The organism is Streptomyces netropsis, assembly GCF_014203545.1.
GTDB lineage: Bacteria > Actinomycetota > Actinomycetes > Streptomycetales > Streptomycetaceae > Streptomyces > Streptomyces netropsis.
This window is the reverse complement of record NZ_JACHJG010000017.1, coordinates 1-24,284: the sequence shown is the minus strand read 5'-3', so window position 1 is coordinate 24,284 and position 24,284 is coordinate 1. Positions and strand designations below refer to the sequence as shown.

The following is a 24,284-nucleotide window of genomic DNA, read 5'->3' as shown; positions in this document are numbered from 1 at the left end:
CCGGCCGCAGGAAAACCACAGCCCAATCGGACCCCTGCCGTAGGGCTTCGGTCGACGATGCGCCACACTTGTGTTTGATCACACAGTTTTACCGACGGGCATCATGGGGACCACGGTCCTCTGTGCATGTCGACAAGGAGAGAACTCGTGGACGACGTTCTGCGGCGCGCCCCGCTTTTCGCGGCGCTCGATGACGAGCAGGCCGCTGAGCTGCGCGCCTCCATGGGCGAGGTCACCCTCGCGAGGGGCGACGCCCTGTTCCACGAAGGGGACCCCGGCGACCGGCTCTACGTGGTGACCGAGGGCAAGGTGAAGCTCCACCGCACCTCCCCCGACGGCCGCGAGAACATGCTGGCCGTCCTGGGCCCCGGCGAGCTGATCGGCGAGCTGTCGCTCTTCGACCCCGGCCCGCGCACGGCCACCGCCACCGCCCTCACCGAGGTCAAGCTCCTCGGCCTCGGCCACGGTGACCTCCAGCCCTGGCTCAACGCCCGCCCGGAGGTGGCCACCGCCCTGCTGCGCGCGGTCGCCCGCCGGCTGCGCCGCACCAACGACTCGATGTCGGACCTGGTCTTCTCCGACGTCCCCGGCCGTGTCGCGAAGGCCCTCCTCGACCTGTCCCGCCGTTTCGGCGTCCAGTCCGAAGAGGGCATCCACGTCGTGCACGACCTCACCCAGGAGGAGCTGGCCCAGCTGGTCGGCGCCTCTCGGGAGACCGTCAACAAGGCACTCGCGGACTTCGCGGGCCGCGGCTGGCTCCGCCTGGAGGCCCGCGCCGTAATCCTCCTGGACGTGGAGCGGCTCGCCAAGCGCTCCCGCTGACCCGGGGGCGTACGCACGCTCGTACGCACAGTCGTGGAAGCCCCTGCCGCCCGCTCAGGCGTGCGACAGGGGCTTTCGCGTACCCAGGGACCGTCGGGCGCCCGCAGCGCCCTCAGATCAACCTGTACGCCGTCGAAGCTCTGCCCTGTGGTTCAGCGGCAGGTCCGACAGCCCGTTCGGCTCCGGCTCCGTCAGATCAGCCCGTGCTCGCCCAGGTAGTCCAGCTGCGCCCGCACCGAGAGTTCCGCCGCGGGCCACAGCGAGCGGTCGACGTCCGCGTAGACGTGGGCGACGACCTCCTCCGGGGTGCCGTGACCGTTCTCGACCGCGGTCTCGACCTGGGCGAGGCGCTTGGCGCGGTGGGCCAGGTAGTACTCGATGGCGCCCCGGGCGTCGTCGAGCACGGGCCCGTGACCGGGAAGCACCGTGACCACGTCCTCGTCGACCGCGAGCGAGCGCAGTCGGCGCAGCGAGTCCAGGTAGTCGCCGAGCCGCCCGTCGGGGTGGGCGACGACCGTGGTGCCGCGCCCCAGGACCGTGTCCCCGGTGAAGACCGCCCGGTCGGCGGGCAGGTGGAAGCACAGGGAGTCGGCGGTGTGCCCCGGGGTGGACAGGACGTGCAGCTCCAGGCCGCCCGTGGTGATGACGTCACCCACGCCGAGCCCCTCGCCGCCGAGCCGCAGCGCGGGGTCCAGCGCCCGTACGGACGTGCCCGTCAGCTCGGCGAAGCGCCCGGCACCGTCCGAGTGGTCGGGGTGGCCGTGGCTGAGCAGCGTCAGCGCGATGCGCTTGCCCGCCGACTCGGCCGTGGCGATGACGGCCCGCAGGTGCGTGTCGTCCAGCGGCCCCGGGTCGATGACGACGGCCAGGTCGGAGTCGGGTTCGGAGACGATCCAGGTGTTGGTGCCGTCCAGCGTCATGGCGGACGGGTTGGCGGCCAGCACACAGACCGCGCGGGCGGTCGCGGGGCCGCCGATGGCGCCCTCGCGCGGCTTGCCGGGAAGAGCTGCTGCGAACGTCATGCGTCGGCCCCCGAGGAGATGTGTTTGGTGAATTCGTCGTGTCCCGGCCAGCTCAGCACGATCTCACCCCCGACGAGGCGTGCTCGCGCGAGCACGGGTGTGAGGTCCGCCTCGCGCGCGGCCGCCAGGACCTCGGCGACGCTCCCGTACGGCAGGAGCGCGCGCAGCGTCGAGATGGTGGGCGGCATCATCAGCAGCTCGCCCCGGTCGTAGCCGGCGGCCGCGTCGGCGGGCGCGGCCCAGACCGTACGGTCCGCCTCCGTGGACGCGTTACGGGTGCGCTGGCCCTCGGGGAGCGCCGCGACGAAGAACCAGGTGTCATAGCGGCGGGGTTCGAACTCGGGGGTGATCCAGCGCGCCCAGCCCCCGAGGAGATCGCTGCGCAGCACCAGGCCCCGCCGGTCGAGGAAGTCCGCGAAGGACAGCTCGCGGGTGACGAGCGCCGCCCGGTCGGCCTCCCAGTCGGCGCCGGTGGTGTCCGCGACGACCGACTCCGGCGTCGGGCCCGCCAGGAGCACGCCCGCCTCCTCGAAGGTCTCCCGGACGGCGGCGCAGACGATGGCCTGCGCGGTGGCGGCGTCGACGCCGAGGCGGCGGGCCCACTCGGTGCGCGAGGGTCCGGCCCAGGGCACGTCCCGCTCGTCACGGGGGTCCACGGAACCCCCCGGATACGCGTACGCGCCTCCGGCGAAAGCCATGGAGGCGCGTCTGCGCAGCATATGAACGGTGGGGCCGCCGGTGGTGTCACGCACCAGCAGTACGGTCGCGGCGCGGCGGGGCGCCGCGGGCTGGAGCTCCCCGCGGGTGAGCGCTCTGATCCGGTCCGGCCACTCCGGCGGATACCACTGGCCGTTCGAAGTCGACATGGCCGGATGCTATGCGCTCACGCGCTGATGTTCGAGGGGCCCGCCCGGGGCCCCTCCCGCCTTCGCGGTCAGTCCCGTACTTCCACCAGGATCTCGACCTCGACCGGCGCGTCCAGCGGCAGCACCGTGACGCCCACGGCGGAGCGCGCGTGCACGCCCTTGTCGCCCAGGACCTCGCCCAGCAGCTCACTGGCGCCGTTCAGGACACCCGGCTGTGCGGTGAAGTCCGGGGCGGAGGCGACGAAGCCCACGACCTTGACCACGCGCACGATCTTGTCGAGGTCGCCGACGACCGACTTCACGGCGGCCAGGGCGTTGAGCGCGCAGACGGCCGCCAGCTCCTTGGCCTGCTCCGCGCTGACCTCGGCGCCGACCTTGCCGGTCGCGGGCACGGAGCCCTTGACCATGGGCAGCTGACCGGCGGTGTAGACGTAATTGCCCGTCCGCACGGCGGGCTGGTACGCGGCCAGCGGCGGCACGACGTCCGGAAGGGTCAGGCCCAGCTCGGCGAGCCGGTCCTCGACGGCGCTCACGCCTTTTCCCGCTTGAGGTAGGCCACCAGCTGCTCGGGGTTGTTCGGCCCCGGCACGACCTGGACGAGCTCCCAGCCGTCCTCGCCCCAGGTGTCCAGAATCTGCTTGGTCGCATGGACGAGCAGCGGCACAGTCGCGTATTCCCACTTGGTCATGGGCCCGACTGTAATGCCTCCCGCCGACAGCCTCGTGCGGAGGCCACTCCGGGACGGTCAGGCGTCCGCCCGGCGCCCACGCGACCGCCACCACCCCGAGTGTGAGGACCCCTCGCACGGTCCGGCCGGAGGCTTCGCGGGCCCCGCTCCGAAAGGGCATGACGGTCCTCACCACTCGAACGACCGGATGTCGCCACCTGGCGCCACGCGGCCGCTACCAACGAATTAGGCTCCGAATCATGAGCAGGCTCCATGTCGTAAGCGGCAAGGGCGGCACCGGCAAGACCACGGTCGCCGCCGCCCTCGCGCTCGCCCTCGCCGCCGAGGGCAAGCGCACCCTGCTGGTCGAGGTCGAGGGCAGACAGGGCATCGCGCAGCTCTTCGAGACGGAGACGCTGCCCTACGAGGAACGCAAGATCGCGGTCGCGCCGGGTGGCGGAGGCGAGGTCTTCGCACTCGCCATCGACGCCGAGCGCGCGCTCCTGGACTACCTCCAGATGTTCTACAAGCTCGGCAGCGCCGGGCGGGCGCTGAAGAAGCTCGGCGCGATCGATTTCGCGACGACCATCGCGCCCGGACTGCGGGACGTCCTGCTGACGGGCAAGGCGTGCGAGGCGGTGCGCCGCAAGGACCGCCTGGGCAACTTCGTCTACGACCACGTCGTCATGGACGCCCCGCCCACCGGCCGCATCACCCGCTTCCTCAACGTCAACGACGAGGTGGCGGGGTTGGCCCGGATCGGCCCGATCCACAATCAGGCGCAGGCCGTCATGCGGGTGCTCAAGTCCCCCGAGACGGCGGTGCACATGGTGACGCTGCTGGAGGAGATGCCCGTCCAGGAGACCGTCGACGGCATCGCCGAACTGCGCGCCGCGAAGCTGCCGGTGGGCAGCGTGGTCATCAACATGGTGCGGCCGGAAATGCTCGACCCGGCGGCCGTCGACATCGCCGCCAACGGACGGCGCGCGGCCGTGGCGCGAGCCCTCTCGGACGCCTTGGCGCAGACCGGATTCGCCGGGGCGGACCGCGCCGGCCTCGTCGAGGAGCTGGTCGACCCTCTGGTCGCGCAGGCCCGCGAGCACACCGAGCGGGTGGCCCTGGAGCGCCTCGGCCGCACCGAGATATCGGGGCTCGGCCTCCCCACGTACGAACTGGAACTGCTCGGCGACGGCGTGGACCTGGCGGGTTTGTACCGCATGGCGCGCGAACTGCGAAAGCAAGGAGTGGCTCGGTGAGTGTCACTACTGGGGACGCGGCAAGGGCGGAGGTGAACGGGGCGGGCGCGGCCGGTGCGTGGGCGAACGGCCTCGACGCGGCGTCCGTCCTCGACATCGACCCCGTTCTGGACAACCCCCGCACCCGCATCGTGGTGTGCTGCGGTTCGGGCGGCGTCGGCAAGACCACGACCGCCGCCGCGCTGGGCGTACGAGCCGCCGAGCGCGGCCGCAAGGTCGTCGTCCTCACCATCGACCCGGCCCGTCGGCTGGCCCAGTCGATGGGCATCGACGAACTCGACAACGTGCCCCGCCCAGTAACCGGAATTGATACATCCGCCGGTGGCGAACTGCACGCCATGATGCTCGACATGAAGCGGACGTTCGACGAGATCGTCGAGACGCACGCCGACAAGGAACGCGCCCGGGCGATCCTGGAGAACCCCTTCTACCAGTCCCTGTCGGCCGGCTTCGCCGGTACGCAGGAGTACATGGCCATGGAGAAGCTCGGCCAGCTCCGCGCCCGCGACGAGTGGGATCTGATCGTCGTCGACACCCCGCCGAGCCGCTCCGCGCTCGACTTCCTCGACGCGCCGAGCCGCCTGGGGTCCTTCCTGGACGGGAAGTTCATCAAGGTCCTGATGACACCGGCGAAGATCGGCGGCCGGGCCGGGATGAAGTTCCTGGGCGTCGGCATGTCGATGATGAGCGGGCCGCTCAACAAGCTGATGGGGGCACAGCTCCTGCGGGACGTACAGACCTTCGTGTCCGCCATGGACACCATGTTCGGCGGCTTCCGTACCCGCGCCGACGCCACCTACCGACTGCTCCAGGCACCCGGTACGGCCTTCCTGGTCGTGGCCGCCCCGGAGCGGGACGCCCTGCGGGAAGCGGCCTACTTCGTCGAACGGTTGGCCGCCGAGCGGATGCCGCTGGCCGGGCTCGTGCTGAACCGGGTCCACGGCAGCGGGGCGGCGCGCCTCTCGGCCGAGCGGGCCCTGGCCGCGGCGCAGGCCCTGGCGGACGGCCCGGGCATCCCGCGCACCCCGGATTCCTCAGAAAATCTTGATGGCGTCGGCATTGTGGATCGAGACAGCGGGCAGACTGGGTCACGTACCGCCGATGACCCCGGCACCCGCACTCCCTCCAACACGTCCTCTCCCGGGAGCGGCTCCCCCCAGCCCGCGCCCTCAGGAGACCCCGCACCATCCGCGCCGTCCATGGACTCCACCGCGCGCCTCACCGCGGGACTGCTGCGCCTGCACGCCGAGCGCATGCGGGTCCTCGCCCGTGAGCGGCGTACGCGCGACCGCTTCACTTCGCTGCACCCCGAGGTCCCGGTGGCCGAGGTGGCCGCTCTGCCCGGAGATGTACACGATCTGGCAGGCCTGCGGGCGATCGGTGAACGTCTCGCGGTCCAGACGGCCCGGCACGACGCCACCCCTGCGGAGGCCACCGCGGACGGCAAGGGCACCGAAAACCCGTAGGACACGGCAAAGGCGCTCAGGGCGCCGCAAGAAACACGCAGCGACGAGAAACACGCAGCGGGAAGCACGGACGCGCCCCGGCACGACGTTCGGCGCGGCGCCGGCATCGTCGGCCCGGACGACTGCTCGAGTGCCACCACGCGCGACATCACCGCTCGACGTCACTGAAGGACGCCGACGTGCGCGCGACCGCGACCGACGCCGGCACCGACAGTGGTCGGGCACCGGCACGGGCGCCGTCGGCTACCCGCTGTCCGCCACCCGTCGGCTACCCGACGGCGGCGTACTCGTCGTACTCCTCGTCGCCCAGCGGCAGGATCCCGGAACCGCGCTCGTACTCCGTACGGGCCGTCTCCAAGAGCCTGCGCCACGACGTGACCGTGGGCCGACGGCGCAGCAGCGCCCGCCGCTCGCGCTCGGTCATCCCACCCCACACGCCGAACTCCACACGGTTGTCCAGTGCGTCGGCCAGGCACTCCGTACGCACCGGGCACCCGGTGCAGACCGCCTTGGCCCTGTTCTGCGCTGCGCCCTGAACGAATAGTTCATCCGGATCGGTAGTGCGGCAGGCTGCCTGCGCACTCCAGTCGGTTACCCAGCTCATGCTGGCGCCGTCCTCTCCCGAATCGAGGCTCCCCCACGGCGGCAGCGGCATATTCACCGTTGCCAGTTGAGGACGTTACGGAAGGCAGGCAGGGGGCAACACCCCCTTCGGGCCCAATCTTGAATGGCCCGAACGGACTATGCGTACGCGGCAGATCACCCAACGGAGTGACCTGGCGACATCAGCGACCAACCCCCGCATACCTGGACGGTCCGCCCTTGTCGTGGCGGGCACCCGGTAACACAGGCGGCAATACGGACACGTCTCATCACTCACAAGAGTGAGAGCGGAGGTGATGCGGAACCGCACCACAGTTACTGGCGTGAAACAGCGTAGGCGAACACACGGGCGTCTGTCCGCCGAATGAGAACGTAGGCTTCCCCCTATGGCTAAGAAGCGCTCGGGCGAGGGTCCCACCGTGACCCGGCAGGCCGCGAAATTCCTAGGCGTCAGCGTGCTCTCCGGAGCGGTCCTGGCGGGGCTGGCCCTGCCGGCGATCGGGGCGATGGGACTGGCGGCCAAGGAATCGGTCGAAGGATTCGACGAGATCCCGGCCAATCTCAAGACCCCGCCACTGAGCCAGCGCACCACCATCCTCGACGCCCAGGGCGGCGAGATAGCGAAGGTGTACTCCCGCGACCGCACGGTCGTGCCGCTCAGTCAGATCTCGCCGTACATGCGGAAGGCGATCGTCGCGATCGAGGACGCGCGCTTCTACGAGCACGGCGCCGTCGACCTCAAGGGCGTGCTCCGCGCGCTCAACAAGAACGCGCAGTCCGGCGGCGTGTCCGAAGGTGCCTCGACGCTCACCCAGCAGTACGTCAAGAACGTCTTCGTCGAGGAGGCGGGCGACGACCCGGCCAAGGTCGCCGTCGCCACTCAGCAGACCATCGGCCGCAAGGTCAAGGAGCTGAAGTACGCCATCCAGGTCGAGAAGGAACTCGGCAAGGAGCGCATCCTCAACAACTACCTGAACATCACCTTCTTCGGGCAGCAGTCCTACGGCGTGGAGGCCGCCGCCCAGCGCTACTTCAGCAAGCGGGCCAAGGACCTCACCCTCGACGAGTCCGCGCTGCTGGCCGGCATCGTCCAGTCGCCGAGCCGCTTCGACCCGGTCAACGCCCCGAAGGAAGCCACCAAGCGCCGCAACCTCGTGCTGCAGCGCATGGCCGAGACGAAGAACATCACCCCGGCCGAGGCCGCCGCCGCGCAGGCCAAGCCGCTCAAGCTCAAGGTCAGCCGCCCCAAGAGCGGCTGCATCACCGCCGTCAGCGGCGCCGGCTTCTTCTGCGACTACGTGCGCGAGGTGTTCCTGCAGGACCCCGTCTTCGGCAAGACGAAGGAGGCGCGGGCCAAGCGGTGGAACCAGGGCGGCATGACGATCCGGACGACCCTGGACCCGCAGACCCAGAAGTCCGTGCAGAAGTCGATCACCAACCACGTCTACCAGTCCGACCCGGTGGCCACCGCCGTCTCGATCGTCGAGCCCGGCACCGGCAAGGTGCTCGGCATGGGGCAGTCCCGCCCGTACGGCTTCGGTGAGTTCCAGACGCAGATCAACCTCTCGGCCGACAAGGCCATGAGCGGGTCGAACTTCGGCTTCCAGACCGGCTCGACCTTCAAGCCGATCCTCGCGGCGGCCGCCCTCGAGGAGGGCATCTCGCCCAACAAGGTCTACTCCTCGCCGTACCAGATGCCCTACCCGGACGAGGTCGAGACCTGCGGCCGCCCCTGGAAGAACGGCGGGGGCGACATGGTCAGCAACGAGAACCGCAGCGAGGTCGGCCCGTACGGGATGCGGGAGGCGACGGGGAAGTCGGTCAACACCTACTTCATCCAGATGATCGGCGACATCGGCGTCTGCCCGGTGACGAAGATGGCGACGAAGCTGGGCCTGAAGCCCGCGTCCGGCGCGAAGATCGACCAGGTGCCGTCGATCGCCCTCGGCACGCAGGGCATGTCCCCGCTCAAGATGGCGGCCGCCTACGCCGCGTTCGCCAACGGCGGCAAGTACTGCACCCCCGTCCTCGTCGCCTCGGCCACCGGCCCGAACGGCAAGAGCCTGAACGTGCCGAAGTCGCACTGCTCCCGGGCCATGTCCGAGGAGACCGCCGACACCGTCAACACCCTGCTCAAGGGCGTGGTCGAGGACGGCACGGGCAAGGAGGCCGGACTCTCCGGCCGGGACAGCGCGGGCAAGACCGGTACGACGGACGAGCGCAAGGCCGCCTGGTTCGTCGGCTACACCCCGAACATGGCCGGTGCGGTCTGGGTCGGCGGCCCGGGCAAGGACGTCGAGATGGAGGGCATCACCATCGGCGGCGAGTACCACGACAAGGTCTACGGCGGTGACACCCCGGGCCCCATCTGGCGTGACGCCATGGCCGGGGCGCTGGAGGGCAAGCCCGCGCCGACCTTCGACACCGTCGCGATCGCCGAACCCGAGAAGCCCAAGGGCTCCGACAAGGGCGGCCGGGGTAAGCCCAACAAGCCGAACAAGCCCGGCAAGAACAAGCCGTGGCCCCGGTTCTCCATCCCGCCGGGCGTCATCGGCGGCAACGACGGGCGATAGCCCACAGGAATCCCCGCGGGCATCCCCGCGGGATCCACGGGCCATGCCCACCAGCGCAGAGGGGCGCCCGGACCGTATCGGTCCGGGCGCCCCTCTTACGTAGGTATCCGGTGATCAGCCCGCGAGGAGCTTCTTCACCTGGGCGGCGACCCGGCCGCCCTCGGCGCGACCCGCCACCTGCGGGTTCACGATCTTCATGATCGCGCCCATCGCACGCGGTCCCTCGGCGCCGCCGGCCTGGGCCTCCGCCACCGCGGCCGCCACGATCGTGGCCAGCTCCTCGTCCGACAGCTGCTGGGGGAGGTACTCGGCGAGCACCTCGCCCTCCGCACGCTCCCGCTCGGCCGAATCGGCCCGGCCGCCCTTGTCGAAGGCCTCGGCCGCCTCGCGACGCTTCTTGGCCTCGCGCGTGATCACCTTCTGCACCTCGTCGTCGGAGAGCTCACGGGCGGACTTGCCCGCGGTCTCCTCGTACGCGATCGCGGAGAGGGTGAGGCGGAGCGTCGAGGAGCGCAGCTCGTCTCGCGCCTTGATGGCGGTCGTGAGGTCATCGTGGAGCTTGGACTTGAGGGTGGTCATGGCGCAATCTTCGCACCCGGCACACGCGTGCGCTCCGCATTAACGGCCCCGACGGCCGGCGAGGGCGCCCGTGGCGGAGCCCACGCGGGCGCGATCGAGGCAAACCCCGCTCCCCCACAGCCGCCGGGTGGCCGCCCCTCGCCGCCCGCAACTCCCGCTTTGCCCCCGGCCCGTGACCCGGGGGCCCCTGCGGTCTGCGACCATGGGCGGCATGCGTGCGCGATACGGAGTACCCCTGGGAATCACGGCCGTCGGTGCCGCCGGCATTGCCTATGCCGCCGGCTTCGAAGTCCGCTCCTTCCGGCTGCGGCGGGTCACCGTGCCCGTGCTGCCGCGAGGCATGCGGCCGCTGCGGGTCCTCCAGGTCTCCGACATCCACATGGTCGGGGGGCAGCGCAAGAAGCAGCGCTGGCTCCAGTCGCTGGCCGGGCTGCGCCCCGACTTCGTCATCAACACCGGTGACAACCTCTCCGACCCGGAGGGCGTGCCCGAGACGCTCGACGCGCTCGGCCCGCTGATGGAGTTCCCCGGCGCCTACGTCTTCGGCTCCAACGACTACTACGGGCCCAAGCTGCGCAACCCCGCCCGCTATCTGCTGGAGAAGGCCAGCGGCCGGCACGGGCTGAACGGCAACGCCCCCGCGGTCGCCGCGATCCACAACCCTTGGGAGGACCTGCGCGACGGCTTCGACTGCGCGGGCTGGGTCAACCTCACCAACACCCGGGGCAGCCTCAAGATCGACGGCTATGAGATCGCCCTGACCGGCCTCGACGACCCGCACATCAAGCGCGACCGGTACGCACACGTCACGGGCGGTCCGCGGGAGGACGCCGACTTCTCGCTCGCCGTCGTCCACGCCCCGTACCTCCGGGTGCTCGACGCCTTCACCGCCGACCGCTACCCGCTGATCCTCGCCGGGCACACCCACGGCGGCCAGCTCTGCATCCCCTTCTACGGTGCCCTCGTCACCAACTGCGACATCGACACGAAGCGGGTGAAGGGCCTCTCCACCCACCGGGCCGGCGGCAACCGTTCCTACCTCCATGTCTCCGCGGGCTGCGGCACGAACCGCTACACGCCGGTCCGCTTCGCGTGCCCGCCCGAGGCGACTCTGCTCACCCTGACCGCGCGGGACTGAGCCCCGCGCGAGCGGCCCCGGGAATCGGATTTCGTCTCCGGGCCCGGGTCCGCTAAAGTAGAGCTCGTTGCGCCGGGGAGCTGCGAAAGCAGAAACTCGGGGGCACATCGGGGTGTAGCGCAGCTTGGCAGCGCGCTTCGTTCGGGACGAAGAGGTCGTGGGTTCAAATCCCGCCACCCCGACAGCTGAAACACCAGGTCAGGGGCCTGACTCTCATCGAGAGTCGGGCCCCTGATTCGTTTCCAGAAGGCCCCTGGGAGAAATCTGGGAGATGATCTTGGGATCGTCTCCCAGATTCCTTTGCGCCCGCTCCAGGAGTAACGCGTCGAGCACGGCGACTGGCGATCGCGGACACATGGCCAACCTCGCGTCGAGCGCCGCCTCCCATAGGAGCGTCAGCCCAGCCATCAGCCGGTCACGCATGGCCTGTGTCACATGGGAGTAGCGGGCCGAGACCGAGCCGTCAATGTGGCCCATGCGCTCATCCATGAGCACCTTCTCCGTCCCCAGCTCCTCCATCCATGTCCGGTCGGCGTGCCGGAGCCCGTGCGGGGTGATTCCCTTCGCGATGGGGAGCCAGCACGCTTCGGCGCGTCCCGAGGCGTTCCTCCCTCGCGCCGGCACACCCGGCCAGGGCTCGGCCAAGAGCGGCACCGGTCGCGCCTCCTGCGGCGCCTTCTTCGGGTACCAGCCATCGGCCGCCGGATGGAACAGCCAGGTGGCGAACCCATTGCGACGCCAGTGCTCCGCGTTCTCCTGCGCCATCCCATTGCGAACAAACCCGAGGTCGGCGACCGCTGCCTCGACGCGCACCCGCGTGGCCTCGGTCACACGTTCGGGGTGATTAAGCACGTTGGAGACCGTGCCTTTGGACACCCCCGCGCGCCGGGCAACGTCCACCAGCTTCGCCCCTGGCGCTCCGGTTCGGGCAACACCCTGTCCGCGGAACACGTACGTCCTGCCGTGGCACGCACACGGGGTCGGGGCCGTGCGCGCGATGTGGTCCGACACCAGCTTGGACAGCCAGGCCGGGACGTCGATGTTCCGGTAGCTGTCGTCCTTGGGCGGGCAGCGCACCAGCTCGCCAGTGTCCAGTTCGTAGAGCTGCCACTCGATCCGGACCAAGCCGGGACGCACGAACTCCGTCTCCAGCCCAACGATCTCGCCCCAGCGCGCCCCGGTGTACGGCTTGAGGATGCAGGCCACGAACTCATCGTCCCGGCCCGACAGAAGGGCAGCCCTCTCAGCGATCAAGAGCGCGCCGAGAGGAGTGGTGACAACCTTCTCGGGTCCACGGGCACGGGAGCGGCCGGCTCGCTTGCCCCGGCCGCGGCGCTTCGTGGCGGGGTTGGCGGTGATCAGCCCCTCGTCGACAGCGTCCTCCAGGATGAGGTGGAGCGTGCCGCGCCAGGTCTTGATGCTGGACGCCGCGTATCCAGCCTCCTTCTCCTTCTTTTCCCACGCATCCACTTCGGGACGGAGCATCTCGGCGAGGTACATCTCTTCGAACTCGGGAAGGAGGTGCTCTTCGATGTGGCGCCGGTAGTTCTGCATGGTGGAGGCAGCGAGGTCCTGAGCTGCGTACCACCGGCTCGCGTACTCGCCGAAAGCGATACGTCCGGCCGAGGGGTCGCGCCAGGTGCCGCCGGTGACCTTTGCCTCCTCGTCGTTGGCTGCCTTCTCCGCATCCCTCTTCGTGCGGAACTTGATCGTGGCGCCGGTGGCGTCGCAGACGGTTCCGTACTTTCCCGGTGCGACCTTGTACCGGCCGCGGTAATAACCGGTGCGCTTCTCTGCGTAGCCCATGGGTCTCCTTCACTACTGTTTGAGTGGATCAGCGACAGCGCCAGGTCTCGTGAGGGGCATCACCCATCAGCGACCTCCGGCGGATGCTCACCAGGTGACTTCCGGAGGCGGCGCGGTCGGCGAGCCCGAAGCTGGACGGCCGGCGCTGAGGTCTGGGGGTGAGAACGGCGACGACCGGCGGTGGCGCTCCCACTCGGGGCCTGCCTCTGGTGGTCGGGCCTCTCTTCGTAGATGCGGATGATCTCGACCAGGTGCTCCGCGGTGAACCGGTAGGCACCGCCGACCTTGGTGAAAGGAATGCGCCGTCGCCGCGCCTGTTCCTTGACCCACCACTCGGAGCAGCCGAACACATCGGCGATCTCCTGGGGGGTGTGCAGATGCGGGAGCGTCGGAGTGGCCATGGGTTCCCTTCAGGCTCCGGGCACGGGCGGAAAGGTCGGTAAGGGTGATAAGCCGTCTGAGCTGGGGATCTGGGGGGTGATAAGAGCCACGAGAAGGGGGTCGGTAAGTCCTGGCCGTTGATCACCAAGGGGACTTAGCGCCTGCTTGGCGCCTCCGTTACCGACTCAGCGTCTCCGCAGATCAGCAGGCTTATCGGCCTAGCTGCCTTACCGACTTCAGGACGTGTAGGTGAGCACGGTCGTCGGGCGCCCCTTCGTGGGCCGCTGGCTGCGGGTGTATCCGGGCAGGCTGAGCAGAGCGGACACAAGGCGGTCCCGCTCGGCCTTGCCGGTGTTCTTGAACAGCTTCCGGACCTGTTCACCGGTCAGGCCCTCAGTGCCGGCAGCCCGGACGGCTCCCGAGAGCTTGTCGACCTTGGGATCGCCAGTGGCATTGCCAAGGAGGTGTACGGCCGACGCTCGGGCGTAGTTGAGCAGGTGCCATGCGGCACGCATGTGATCTTCCCCGATCATGTCGGTGTGGTCGCATAGCGCGTAGACCATGGCGACCCTCTGCACGTACGGGGCGGCACGGGCGGTGAACTGCGCGATCGCTCCGCCTGCGGCATCGTCGTCGCTGAGCGCCTGATAGACCTCGTCGCAGTACAGAGCCCACGCGTCCGGACTGAACCGGACCTCATCGACACGCCCCGCGTCTACGAGAACCGTGCGCCACCCAGCGGCGAGGTTGGCGACCAGCTCCGGGCTCGCCCCACGCGAACCGGGCAGGATGAGATTGCGGTGGCAGAAGATCGGCAGGAAGCGGTTGTACGTACCGCCGGCCATCTCTGAGTCCTGCATCTTGGCGCGGAACTCGTCGGGGGTGATGTGGCCAAGGATCGCAATATGCGGATCGGTGGCCTTGAGCGATTCGCGAACCATGGAGCCAAGCGAGTCTCCGTCCCACGCTTGCCGAAGGACACCGGGCAGGCTGCTCCCCTCCCGCCGCCCTCGGCTCATGGTCACCGCGTACTCGGACTCGACCACCCACAGCCGCTTGTCGAAACTCGCGGGATCGCCGTCGTCGTCCTTGACGTACTCGATCAGGCCTTCGCCGGAGTTCAGCCCGCGCGGAGTGTGGTCGGGCCCGAAGAAGTCCGGGAACGCTTCGGCGAGCACACGGCGAGCGGTCGACGTCGCCGAGCCCTTGCGGCCGGAGGATGTCGGGCCGACGGTCAGGGGCCAAATCAGGCAGGGGTGCCGATCATTGCCCACCATCACGTGAGGACGGCGACCGATGATGGTCCCGGCCGCTGACAGGAAGTTGGCAAGCACGGCGACGGGGTCGGCCTCGGTTGTGGAGTCCAGCTCGCGCACGGTCTCACCGATCCAACCGCAGAAGACGTCAGGGTGAGGGGTGGGCCCGGGGCGCTCCGGGCGCTGGAGGCCAAGCTGTGGATCGTAGAGCGGGTTCGCGGGGCCTGGCGGTGCGCTGGCTTCCGGCTTCTCCTCTACCGCCGGGCGCGCTGCCAGTTCGTTGATCTCTGCCAGTACTGCGGCCCGTATATCCTCGGCATCCTGGCCAGGCTCAGCGGCGATCCGGGCGATCCGGTGACCGGCCTCGATCAGACGGCGCCGTTCTGCTTTGTCCCGCACGATCTCCGCGTAGTGCTCAGCGTTCGCCGCGGTCGGGACGGCCTGGACGAGAGTGTGCAGGTAGCTCGGACCGCCGACTCGGTACAGCTCGCCACGCTTGTCGAGGTGGTGAGCGACAGTGATGGGGTCGACGGGCTGCCCCTGGTCGTGCAGCTCACGAATCGCCCGGTGAATGGTCTCGTGCGCGGGCCTGTAATGGTCGACGGCATCCATGACGCCCGCGACCTCACCGATGGCCACGTCGGACAGCATCATTGCGCCGAGGACGCTCTGCTCAGCGTCGAGATCCTGCGGCGGCATCCGGTCGATCCGAGGCTCGGGGGCAGCCGGCAGAGACCGCAGAAGGTCGTACTGCGGCGGTGCGGCCTCAGCTGTCATGATGGAGGCCTCCTGTTCTGTCTTCGGGCGAGCAGGGAGAGCCGAGGCGGCGGTGTGTCCTTGCACGGGAGTGCCGCCGCCTCGGTGCGTCTGCTAGCGGGTCAATCGACGCCAGGTGACGTACTCCTGGCGGACGTACGGATCTCAGGCACTTCTGGCCTCCTCGCCGTTAAGGCTGGTGGGTGCAGTGACGGGTATCCGCGAAGCCCTCTGTGAGGGCAACAGCGAACTGGGCTTCGTTGTCGAAGAAGTGCTCGCTGTACCGGCTGCAGGGACAGCGGCGCAGGAAGGTGAACCGAGCCGAGGAGAAGTGCAGCCACAGACCGTCGCCGAGGTAGGCGACTGCACAGGCCTTCGCGCGGATGTCCTCGTGGTGGACGTGAGGAAAGCCGGTGAAGTCCTCCAACGTCAGGGCGGATCCGAGGGTGGCAGGAAAGTCCCTGGCGATCCGCCTGTACGCCTGGTGAGGCAGGAAGTCACGCTCCCGTCGGCGGCGCCCTTCCTCAGCGCGGCGCCGAGCCCCGGTGCGTTCGTTCAGGTACCTCATTCCCAAGGTGCGAAGACGGTCGAGAGCGGTCGGCTGGCCCTCATAGGTGAGGTCGTGCACGGCAGTTGCTCCCTAGAAATCGGCGTGGCGGATGGCGGCGATGAAGTCAGCGGTCAGCTGGTTGATGGGGTGCGCCAATCCGGTGGAGGCAAGGAAGAAGCCGAACATCACGGCCACGAAGGCCGCACCGGTCCCGAGGACCTTGAACCTGAGGAGGAAGGCGAGGACGAGCCCGAACAGGAAGACGAGGGAGAGGCTCACGGCCATGGGAGAGCTCCTGGGTGATGGGCCAGTAGTCAGCGGGTGCCGTCGCGGTAGATGCGGCTGACGACGTTGAACAGGTGGCGTCCTATGCGGATGCGTTGGCCGGTGCCATCGCAGCGACGGCAGTGTTTGCCGCGCTTCGCCCGGCCCTTGCGGTCGGTCTTCATCGCGAAGCCCCAGCCGTGGCACTTGTGACAGCGGCCGAAGGGGCTCGCAGCGCACAGAGCTGCGTAACCGAGCGTGACGAAGAGGAGCAAGGCGATAGCAGAGACGGAAGAGGGCATGAAGGGCTCTCCTGGGCGGTTGGCAGGGGTCCGCTGAAAGGGGCGCTACGCGCTAGATCGCTGGTGAGAGGCCCTTGAGGGTGCTAGCGGGGGTGCTACCGGTAGCGGGTGGGCCTGCTACCGGTAGCGGGCGATCACGGCTATGCCGCCCCTGTACTTCCATCACGCTCCGCCATCGCCTTGGCGACGTGCTCGCGGACGATGCCGCGGCGGGTAGTGCGGCTCCCCTCGTCGGTGGCCCCGGCCACGCCGCGGGTGGTCACGCCATGAGGCTTGAGTGCGCTGGTGACGTTCTCGCCCTGCCAGCCGCCGTATACGTCCGGCCGGATCTCCGCGAGGCGAGCGGCGATCCGCTCGTTCCACACCCGCTCTTCCGACTCGGGAACGACCGCGAGGATGTCTGCCAGCAGGTCGTAGGACGGGCCTGAAGCCATCTCGGCTTCCTCACCGATCGCCTGGCCGGACAGTGTCCCCATCGCCTTTCGCAGCGCGCGGGCACGCTGGGCGATCCGCTCAGTCGCCGGACCGTCCAGGTAGGCGGTGCGCACGACGACCGGGGTGGGCGTGGCGCCCTTGAGATAGCCGTTACCGGCGTCGATCTCCGGACGGAAGATCGTGGCCCGCAGCCCGTTCTTGTAGGAGCTGGTTCCGAGGACCATGTCGTTCTCCGTCTGACCGGCGACGTGCAGGCAGAAGCGGATGGAGACGTTGCCGCTGACCCCGGTCGGCAGCGAGTCCTTGTCCGGGCGCTGGGTGGCCAGGATCAGAATCACGCCGAGCGCCCGACCGAGCTTGATGATGAACTCGGCGTCCTCGCCTGCCTGCTTGCCGTACTCGGAGTGACCGAAGACGTTCTGGCATTCGTCGAATACGGCGACCAGGGGCCACAGCTTCAGCGAGCGCTTGTCTGCGATCTGCCGCGTGATGCGCTTGTCCGGACACAGATCGCGCGGCAGCTTCTTCAGTGCGCCGGCGCGGCGCATGACCTCCTTGCGAAGCAGGGCGAGGGAGTCAGCCGAATACTTGATCGCCTCGTCGTCGATGCCAGAGACGAACCGATGGGAGATGGGGGCGAAGGCGTCCAGGTCGCCGGTGCCCTTGTTCTCATGGATCCAGAGCTCGACGGACGGGTCCAGGGCTGCGCCGCAGGCGAGCACCCGCACGGCACTGGTCTTGCCCTGTCCGGGCAGGGATCCGATGAGAACGTTGTGCTGGATCATCGGCACCGACTGGGCCCGTCCACGCGGATCGATGCCGAACGGGTTGCGGTTGAAGATGTCATGCTGGCTCGCCTTTGCCAGCTGCCACTTGACCTTGCCGGTCTTGGAGAGGTCCTGGTCACCAACCCACAGGATGAGCCGCCCCTCATGCTCACTGGGATCACCGTCCGGCCACACGCACCCCAGCGGTCGGCGCAGGCCGGAGGCGAGGCGGGATCGGCGGTCCACAACATCCGCAACCGTCACGCCGAGCGGCAGGTCGACATCCGCGCGCCAACCGGGGCCCTCTCGGGTAATGGGGGCGACGAAGGTGATGGCCTCCTGGCCCTTGGCCACCGCGCTGCTGATCGGGCCGATACCGATCGAGGCCATTGCTTTGACCACCATGTCGCTGGTCAGCTTCTGCACTTCGGTCTTGATGACCGCCCTGCTCGACAGCGGCGCATCAGCCGGCGCCCCTATCTGGCCGAAGACCAGCATCGCCAGCACAGCTGCGATGGTCTGCGTCAGGAGTGACGCGCCGAAGACCAGGAACAGCGCCAGACCCAATGCCAGAAGAGTCCCGGAGGCTGTGACAATCGTCCTCAGCCGCACCCTGCGATCCCGCTGCCGGGCGAGCTTCAAGTACAGCTCCGAGTTCTCACGACGGGCCTCGGCCTGCCTCAGCGGCTCTCCTTCCGCGTCCGAGGCCCACCGCCCTACCCCTGTGAGGACATTGACCACCCCGCGCGGGGTACGGACAGCGAGCTTGCCCGCGTACAGCGGTGCGCGCACCGCGTGGAAGGCGGCGGTGTGCCCAGCGTGACCAGCCAGCCAGGTCACCGCGTCGCGGAATTCCGGCCACGACCTCATCCACCCCGGAATGACGTCCAGCCGCTTCGCACCCTTGATCCGGTCAAGCAGGCCCGGACCTGACTCCACCGGCACCGAGCTATCCACCAGCTCGGACTTGGCAACTCCACGCGTGTCGCTGTCGGAGCCGCCCGGCCCGCCAGGAGTGGAAGTGGGCGCCTTATCGGTGGCCGAGTCAGCCACGGGGGTCGGGGCGTCGCCCGGTTCGGCTGCTTCGGTTCGGGCGGCACGGGCCTTGCCCAGGTCCACCACCTCACCACCGGGCACTGCGGGCCCGGCGCCCATGTCCGCCTCCAAGCGGGCGAACAGCTCGTTCTCGTCGTCGTGGTTCACTGAGATTCCTTCCTCACAGGGGAGGGACAGCGGGGCCCGGTGCATCGCTTTGGTCGGTTGAGGACCGGGCCCCGTGCTTTCGTACCGATCAGGGCGTGGGCTCGTCGGCGTCGAGCTCGTGCAGCGCAGCGGCAATGACCTCGTCCTCGAACCCGGCCTCCTCGGCCAGGCGCCGGCGTGCGGCACGTACGCGGTCACCGCCCCAGGTCTCGCCCCGGCAGTAAGGCTTTGCGAGCGCGGCGGGATCGGGAGTTTCGTTGTTCAGCAACGCGACCGCGGCGCGGCGTTCGGCCTCCTCGCGCTGCGTCTCACGCACTTCGCGCGGGATCCGCTCGCCACTCTTCGAGGCGCCCGACGTGGACGATGAGTCGGGGACGCCAGCACTTCGCGAGGCGCTTTTCGAGGACCCGCGATTTCGGCTGTCGGGATCCTGACGCCTGGCCTTACGCCGTTCCGCGTCGCCCAGACGCTTGGCCCGCGCGTCCTCCTCCAAGGCCCTGGCCTCGGCCTCCGCCTGGATCCGCTGAGCCTCACGCTGGGCTTCGCGATCGCGTTCGGCTGCCTCGATTTCCGCTGCAACTCGCAGCCGCTTCGCCTCGATCTCCGCTGCGCGCTCCTGCCGGTCGCGCTCCAACCGGGCCAGTTCGCGAGCCTTCTCGATTTCCGCCGCGCGGGCCTCGCGTTCGAGTCGGGCAGCGTGCTCCCGCGCCTCGTGCTCGGCCTCGTGTGCCTCGCGCTCGCGCTGCAAACGAGCGGCTTCACGGGCATTCTCGATTTCGGCCTCGCGCTCCAGCCTGGCCAACTCGCGAGCCGCTTCCTCGGCGCGCTCGCGTTCCTCCTGAGCGCGCCGGGCCCTCGCCTCTTGCTCAGCGCGGACAAGGTCCTCGTACGCGCTGATGGTCCGGCGGTAGGCAGCCGTCTGCTCGGCGAGATAGGTGCGATACCCGGCCGAAGCCTCCGCCAGAATGATCAAGAGGAGCGGTGCCACTGAGTGAAGCAGCAGCCCGCCGGCATCCGGGTACTGCGGGACGATGTGGAACGTCCCGTCGGGGTAGAGGCTCTGCCAGCAGTTCATGACCCATGTAGACAGGCCCGCGAACCAGCGAAGCGCGAACGGCCATCCGCTGGCGCGGTAAGAACCCTGCTCCGCAAGGATTCCGTCGACGTAGAGCACCGTCAGCAGAGCCAGCGAGGCAAGCGGGTCGAGCATCCAGGCGACCCAGCCAGACACGTGGTGCGCAATCGCGAAAACGGTGACATTGACGCAGGTGAACACCAGCGCGCCCGTCCCCAGGATCAGCAGCGAGCGAGTCACCAGTCGACCAACGGTCTCCAGCCGCTCGATGGCTTCCCTGGCGGCGGCTGCTTCCCGCTTCGTGACATGCGTCGACCGCACCGGCTCAGGCCGAACCGTCGTCTTGGGCTCAGACGCGGCGGCCGCGCGGGCGCGCGCTTCCCCATCGAGCAGAAGCAGGCTGACAGGGCGGGTCACAACGGGCCCACTACGGACTCTGTGGCGGCCAGGAGGTCAGGGGCGTCTTCCACGATCGCTTCCGCACAGATCCTGGTGACGAGGTCCTTCAAGTCCGGGTTCTCGGCCAGGATGTCGCTAGCCGCGCACAGCCGAGCCGCCCGTTCCTCCCCACTCTCCCCTTTCTCGCCGAGCCACAGCTCCAGGGGTGTACCGAGGGACAGCTCAACGAGGTCGTCATCTGCGGCGGCCTCGTAGCGGTCGGTTAACTCCTTCATGGACGTGCTCTCCTGATCGAAGCCAGCTATGCAGGGAGACCTGAGGCGGCGGCGGTGTCCTTTGCACGGGAGTACCGCCTCCCCAGGGGAAAGAGCCAGGTCAGACCCGCACTCGGCGGGGCCGGTTGGAGAGGTTGAACAGGCCGCCCGAGATGGTGGTCGCCGTGGCGATCGAGACGAGGGCGGTCACGAGCGGACCGGCCCCGAGGCTCTGGGCGGTCAGCCCGTTCATCACAGCGGCGGTCACTCCGAAGACGAAGAAGATCAGGGCCCGGAGGCCACCCGCCGGCTTGAAGCCGCGGGCCACGAGTTCCAGGTCGCGCGGCCGGAAGTTCTGCAAGAGGTTGCCGCTGACCTGAAGCTGCACCGCGCCGCGGCGCTCGCCGGTGGAGATGCCGACGACGGTCCCAAGGATCGCGGTGTGACGGACACGGACGACGTCGCCGATCGCGAGAAGCATGGATCTCTCCTTTGGTGGAGGTGCCGGGCAAAACGGGCGGTACGGCCGCTGCCTACGCAGGACTGTTCCAACGCAGGCACGCCAAGAGGTCCGAGATCTCGTCAAGACCTCTTGTCCTCAACTCCTCTTGAGGAGTGGTTTGACCATAGGGGGATCTCCTGCTGTCGTCAACACCTCTTGAGGACTTATGCTGAGACCGTCCGAGGGGGCACGCCCGCTCGGCAACCAAGGACGGAGCACCACATGGCCAAGCGATACGAGCGGATCGCCGACGCTCTGCGTCAGCACATCCGCGCAGGTCAGCTGAAGCCAGGTGATCGGCTTCCCGCCGAAACGAAACTCGCCGAGCAGTACCGCACCAGCGTGCCGACGATGCGCGAAGCACTCGCCGAGCTGCACGCTGAAGGACTGATCGACAAGCGCCATGGGGTGGGCAACTTCGTCCGGAAGCCACGACAGCGGGTGCAGAGGACCAACGAGCGCCACCAGTGGGAGAAGGACAGAGCCCGCCAGGTCGAAGACGAGCGCAAGAAGACTGGGGCCACGGAGCACGACACAGGTCTGACCGTTTCCGACCTCGTCTTCAGCGCGGAGTTCCGCGAAGCGAGGGCCGATGCGGACCTGGCGGACGCCTTCGGAGTGCCGGTGGGGACGCGCCTGCTCGAACGGACCTACCGCACGCACTCACGTGAGGAAGACGCACCGTTCAATGTGGCCCGCTCCTACCTGGTCCACGACGTGGTGGCCGCTAATCCGGACCTGCTCGACGAGACCAAGGAGCCGTGGCCGGGCGGCACCCAGAACCAGCTCTACACCGTGGGCGTGGAACTCGATCGCGTCGTAGAGCGGATCACAGCTCGACCTCCGACCGTGGAGGAGGCCGAGGAGCTCGGCCTCCAGAAAGGCGTTTCCGTGATCGTTCTCCGAAAGACATCCATCGACACCAGCGGGCGAGTGGTGGAGATCTCGGACGTGAAGCTGCCTGGTGACCGTACCGAGCTTCTCTTCACGACTCCTCTGGCCAGGTGGTGATCATGGCAAACCTGATCACGGTCATCACTGCGGTTCACACACCGGCGGCCAAGTACCTCGCGGACGCCTACAAGTCCTTGACCGAACAGCAGTTGCCTGACGGCTGGGACTGGCAATGGGTCATCCAGGAGGACGGCGAGACCGACACCGTCGCCCCACATGTACCTGCTGATCCGCGGATCAGCTTCGGCCAGGGACGTCCGGGACGTGCGGGTGTCGCCCGCACGATGGCGCTCTCCCGAGCCAAGGGCCAATTCGTCAAGGTCCTGGACGCCGACGACATGCTGACCCCGGGCTCCCTCGCCCGCGACCTGCGCGCGTTGACGGAGGACCCCTCGGTTGGCTGGTCCACCTCGCGGGTGCTCGACCTGCTGCCCGACGGTTCCACTGTGGGCTTCGACCAGGACCCGCCCGAGGGGCTGATCGAGCGTGGCGCTGTGCTCCAGCACTGGAAGGAGCACAACTACCGCGCACAGGTTCACCCGGCCACGCTGTTCGTACGCCGTGATCTGCTCCTGGCCCTCGGCGGGTGGATGGCTCTGCCGGCCTCCGAGGACACGGGGCTGCTGCTCGCGCTGAGCGCGGTCAGCCGCGGATGGTTCTCCGCCGAGACCGGGCTCCTCTACCGCAAGTGGCCCGGACAGGTCACCGCGCAGCAGGAGCACGCCCAAGAGGGTGAGCGGGAAGCCCGATTCGCTGTGGTTGAGGCCAGGGCTCGTGTGCTGGCAGCGATGGACGGCTGGCGATACGACGCAGCTTGACCACCGCCGCTTCTCTGGGGGTGTAGGCCTTTACACCTGGGACACACTCTCACGTTAGAGCAGCTGAGAGGCGGTTGGGCTGAGCGCATCTCTCGCGCCGGGTGTGGTGGTACCGCTGATTCGGGTGACTCTCGTCAACCGCTGGTGCGGGTGTCCAAACTCTACTTGGACACCCGCGTAGCAATCTTTCAGAGACGTCGGATCTGGATTACACACCAGCCAAGGAGGGAAACAGCGACCTCGGTCATCACTTGGTCGATCTTTGTGGTGGCGCCGAGCACGTATCCGACAGCGAGCGCTGCCGTGATCACCAATGCCAGATCGGGGCCGGATGCGGCTGGGAAGCCTTGGGCTGGCTCGGCGGGCATACTTGCCATGGACTCTCCTTGCTAGTTGAGGTGGGTACCATCCGCCGGTCACCGTGTGTGGCTTCCTAGGGCGTCGTACGGTGACCGGCGGAAATCTTGTGGATGGCTCAGCGTGCCTCGATGTCACGGAGGCGACGTTCAAGATCGTCCAACCTTTGCCGAGATCCGGCTGAGGCTGCGAGGGTGCTGGCCAGGACCTTCAGTTCCTTCAGCAGGGCCTGCGTATCCACCGCTGGGACTGCCTGATCCGTCGGCGGGCAATCCTTGATCTGAAACAGCGCGGGGGCACCGTCATCGCCCCTGAAGCCGAGACCCATTCCAGCGTCTGCGTTGTCCTCGGTCATGGCCTGGCGAAACCTCTGGGCGAGAGCCCTCCGGGCTTGCGATGAGAAGGCGCCGCACTTCGGGCACCTGGCAAGCTCGGCCGAGTCGTCAGCGGATTCGAAAGGAGTCCGGCAGAGCGGGCAAATCCCCCCACCTTCGGACGCGTCGGCCCCGCCGGTTGGTTCGACGTTCCCAGTCGCCGCGTAGTTGGACGCTGACGAGAGTTCCATCTGTCTCAGGGCCAGGCGGTCCGACACCAGCGCCCCGACCTTCGACCAGGCCACATCGAGGTCTTGGATAGCTGCGCCGAGGCCGGATTCCTGTCCTGCGGCGACCTTGTCGCCCTGCCAGGCCGTGACCACCTTGGAGAAGCGCCCATGGGCAGTAGCGCGGGTGACGCCAAGAGCATTGCCCACTTCTTCCCAGGAGGTGTCTCGCAGGCGCTCGACGACTACGGCTTTGCCCATCATCTCGACGGCCAGCTCCACTAGTGCCCTGGCCTGCTGGATGTGCCGACCGCTCGGCGGCAGGCGGGCAGAGGATGCCCGCAGGGCGCTGATCACACGGTCCCTATCCGCGGGTTCATTCATTACGGGGTGGTCCGAGTCTGGCCGGTCTCGAGGCATAGCTGTATGGTTCCGCAGAACTGACCGTCAGTCAAACCCGTACGAGATGTTCGGGCTATGAAGAATGCCGAACCGCACCAGCCTCTTGACTCAGGACCCCAGTAGCGCCTTTGTTCGATTCGGATGGTTGGACCGAACCAACGCCGCAGCCAGGCCCTGTGACTGAGCGGGACAGTTGGCGCTTGAGCACGCTGGTTGGCGGCTGAGCACGGTAGTTGGCACGCAAGGTAGCGGTGGGACGGCCCTGAGCTG

At 68.5% G+C, this 24,284-nt stretch carries 25 protein-coding genes and 1 tRNA gene; 8 read left to right on the top strand and 18 right to left on the bottom strand.

Features of this window, described 5'->3' with window-relative positions:
• Positions 1-147: 147 nt before the first annotated feature.
• A complete protein-coding gene (locus tag FHS38_RS30465; RefSeq protein WP_004939715.1) occupies positions 148-822 on the top strand; it encodes a Crp/Fnr family transcriptional regulator in 675 nt (224 codons plus the stop codon).
• Positions 823-1,013: 191 nt separating this feature from the next.
• On the opposite strand, the gene FHS38_RS30460 is transcribed toward FHS38_RS30465, so the two are convergent.
• The 4 genes from FHS38_RS30460 to sp36 form a co-directional block, all read right to left on the bottom strand.
• Entirely contained in the window at positions 1,014-1,844 is an 831-nt protein-coding gene (locus FHS38_RS30460) for an MBL fold metallo-hydrolase (RefSeq protein WP_184739084.1), read from the bottom strand.
• Positions 1,841-2,710, bottom strand: a complete 870-nt coding sequence (locus tag FHS38_RS30455; protein ID WP_184739082.1) for an NUDIX hydrolase — start codon at positions 2,708-2,710, stop codon at positions 1,841-1,843. The genes FHS38_RS30460 and FHS38_RS30455 overlap by 4 nt, the downstream gene beginning before the upstream one ends.
• Before the next feature lie 68 nt (positions 2,711-2,778).
• Entirely contained in the window at positions 2,779-3,243 is a 465-nt protein-coding gene (locus FHS38_RS30450) for a RidA family protein (protein ID WP_184739080.1), read from the bottom strand.
• Positions 3,240-3,398, bottom strand: coding sequence for a Sp36 family protein (gene sp36, locus FHS38_RS30445; RefSeq protein ID WP_003967454.1), 159 nt, complete (start codon positions 3,396-3,398; stop codon positions 3,240-3,242). The genes FHS38_RS30450 and sp36 overlap by 4 nt, the downstream gene beginning before the upstream one ends.
• A 239-nt stretch (positions 3,399-3,637) precedes the next feature.
• Between sp36 and bagA the strand changes: the two genes are divergently transcribed.
• Both bagA and bagB read left to right on the top strand, forming a co-directional pair.
• Positions 3,638-4,633, top strand: a complete 996-nt coding sequence (gene bagA / locus FHS38_RS30440; RefSeq protein ID WP_184739078.1) for an ATPase BagA — start codon at positions 3,638-3,640, stop codon at positions 4,631-4,633.
• 32 nt (positions 4,634-4,665) lie between these two features.
• Positions 4,666-6,099, top strand: a complete 1,434-nt coding sequence (gene bagB / locus FHS38_RS30435; protein ID WP_184739312.1) for an ATPase BagB — start codon at positions 4,666-4,668, stop codon at positions 6,097-6,099.
• A gap of 268 nt (positions 6,100-6,367) precedes the next feature.
• Here the strand turns inward: bagB and FHS38_RS30430 are convergent, their stop codons facing one another.
• The gene (locus FHS38_RS30430; RefSeq protein ID WP_184739076.1) at positions 6,368-6,703 is read right to left on the bottom strand and encodes a WhiB family transcriptional regulator; all 336 of its coding nucleotides are present in this window, start codon (positions 6,701-6,703) and stop codon (positions 6,368-6,370) included.
• Positions 6,704-7,088: 385 nt separating this feature from the next.
• On the opposite strand from FHS38_RS30430, the gene FHS38_RS30425 reads away from it, so the two are divergent.
• Complete coding sequence (locus FHS38_RS30425; protein ID WP_184739074.1) at positions 7,089-9,275, top strand: transglycosylase domain-containing protein; 2,187 nt, start codon at positions 7,089-7,091, stop codon at positions 9,273-9,275.
• A gap of 114 nt (positions 9,276-9,389) precedes the next feature.
• Here the strand turns inward: FHS38_RS30425 and FHS38_RS30420 are convergent, their stop codons facing one another.
• Positions 9,390-9,854: a GatB/YqeY domain-containing protein gene (locus FHS38_RS30420; RefSeq protein ID WP_184739072.1), complete on the bottom strand. Its 465-nt coding sequence runs from the start codon at positions 9,852-9,854 to the stop codon at positions 9,390-9,392.
• Between the two features lie 211 nt (positions 9,855-10,065).
• Between FHS38_RS30420 and FHS38_RS30415 the strand changes: the two genes are divergently transcribed.
• Both FHS38_RS30415 and FHS38_RS30410 read left to right on the top strand, forming a co-directional pair.
• Positions 10,066-10,992, top strand: coding sequence for a metallophosphoesterase (locus FHS38_RS30415; RefSeq protein WP_184739071.1), 927 nt, complete (start codon positions 10,066-10,068; stop codon positions 10,990-10,992).
• A 108-nt stretch (positions 10,993-11,100) separates the two neighbouring features.
• A tRNA-Pro gene (locus tag FHS38_RS30410) sits at positions 11,101-11,174 on the top strand.
• Positions 11,175-11,205: 31 nt separating this feature from the next.
• Here FHS38_RS30410 and FHS38_RS30405 read toward each other — a convergent pair.
• From FHS38_RS30405 to FHS38_RS30360, 10 genes are all read right to left on the bottom strand, one after another.
• On the bottom strand, positions 11,206-12,798 hold the full coding sequence (locus FHS38_RS30405; RefSeq protein WP_184739069.1) for a LacI family DNA-binding transcriptional regulator: 1,593 nt from the start codon (positions 12,796-12,798) through the stop codon (positions 11,206-11,208).
• Between the two features lie 59 nt (positions 12,799-12,857).
• The gene (locus FHS38_RS30400) at positions 12,858-13,199 is read right to left on the bottom strand and encodes a helix-turn-helix domain-containing protein (protein ID WP_184739067.1); all 342 of its coding nucleotides are present in this window, start codon (positions 13,197-13,199) and stop codon (positions 12,858-12,860) included.
• A gap of 216 nt (positions 13,200-13,415) precedes the next feature.
• Entirely contained in the window at positions 13,416-15,212 is a 1,797-nt protein-coding gene (locus FHS38_RS30395) for a DnaB-like helicase N-terminal domain-containing protein (protein ID WP_184739064.1), read from the bottom strand.
• Between the two features lie 169 nt (positions 15,213-15,381).
• A complete protein-coding gene (locus FHS38_RS30390) occupies positions 15,382-15,819 on the bottom strand; it encodes a hypothetical protein (protein WP_184739063.1) in 438 nt (145 codons plus the stop codon).
• Between the two features lie 12 nt (positions 15,820-15,831).
• The gene (locus FHS38_RS30385; RefSeq protein ID WP_184739061.1) at positions 15,832-16,026 is read right to left on the bottom strand and encodes a hypothetical protein; all 195 of its coding nucleotides are present in this window, start codon (positions 16,024-16,026) and stop codon (positions 15,832-15,834) included.
• 29 nt (positions 16,027-16,055) lie between these two features.
• Positions 16,056-16,307 (bottom strand): hypothetical protein, encoded by a 252-nt coding sequence (locus tag FHS38_RS30380; protein WP_184739059.1) that lies wholly within the window; start codon positions 16,305-16,307, stop codon positions 16,056-16,058.
• Positions 16,308-16,447: 140 nt separating this feature from the next.
• A complete protein-coding gene (locus tag FHS38_RS30375) occupies positions 16,448-18,712 on the bottom strand; it encodes an ATP-binding protein (protein WP_184739057.1) in 2,265 nt (754 codons plus the stop codon).
• Between the two features lie 88 nt (positions 18,713-18,800).
• Positions 18,801-20,204 (bottom strand): hypothetical protein, encoded by a 1,404-nt coding sequence (locus FHS38_RS30370; protein ID WP_184739054.1) that lies wholly within the window; start codon positions 20,202-20,204, stop codon positions 18,801-18,803.
• Positions 20,201-20,461 carry a hypothetical protein gene (locus FHS38_RS30365; protein ID WP_184739053.1) on the bottom strand — a complete coding sequence of 87 codons (261 nt, stop codon included), beginning with the start codon at positions 20,459-20,461 and terminating at the stop codon, positions 20,201-20,203. The genes FHS38_RS30370 and FHS38_RS30365 overlap by 4 nt, the downstream gene beginning before the upstream one ends.
• A gap of 100 nt (positions 20,462-20,561) precedes the next feature.
• The gene (locus FHS38_RS30360) at positions 20,562-20,921 is read right to left on the bottom strand and encodes a hypothetical protein (RefSeq protein WP_184739051.1); all 360 of its coding nucleotides are present in this window, start codon (positions 20,919-20,921) and stop codon (positions 20,562-20,564) included.
• Between the two features lie 243 nt (positions 20,922-21,164).
• Between FHS38_RS30360 and FHS38_RS30355 the strand changes: the two genes are divergently transcribed.
• Positions 21,165-21,953: a GntR family transcriptional regulator gene (locus FHS38_RS30355; protein WP_184739049.1), complete on the top strand. Its 789-nt coding sequence runs from the start codon at positions 21,165-21,167 to the stop codon at positions 21,951-21,953.
• Positions 21,954-21,955: 2 nt separating this feature from the next.
• Positions 21,956-22,714 carry a glycosyltransferase family 2 protein gene (locus FHS38_RS30350; protein WP_184739047.1) on the top strand — a complete coding sequence of 253 codons (759 nt, stop codon included), beginning with the start codon at positions 21,956-21,958 and terminating at the stop codon, positions 22,712-22,714.
• 188 nt (positions 22,715-22,902) lie between these two features.
• On the opposite strand, the gene FHS38_RS30345 is transcribed toward FHS38_RS30350, so the two are convergent.
• Both FHS38_RS30345 and FHS38_RS30340 read right to left on the bottom strand, forming a co-directional pair.
• Complete coding sequence (locus tag FHS38_RS30345) at positions 22,903-23,091, bottom strand: hypothetical protein (protein WP_184739045.1); 189 nt, start codon at positions 23,089-23,091, stop codon at positions 22,903-22,905.
• A 98-nt stretch (positions 23,092-23,189) separates the two neighbouring features.
• Positions 23,190-23,969: a hypothetical protein gene (locus FHS38_RS30340; RefSeq protein WP_184739042.1), complete on the bottom strand. Its 780-nt coding sequence runs from the start codon at positions 23,967-23,969 to the stop codon at positions 23,190-23,192.
• Between the last annotated feature and the right edge of the window lie 315 nt (positions 23,970-24,284).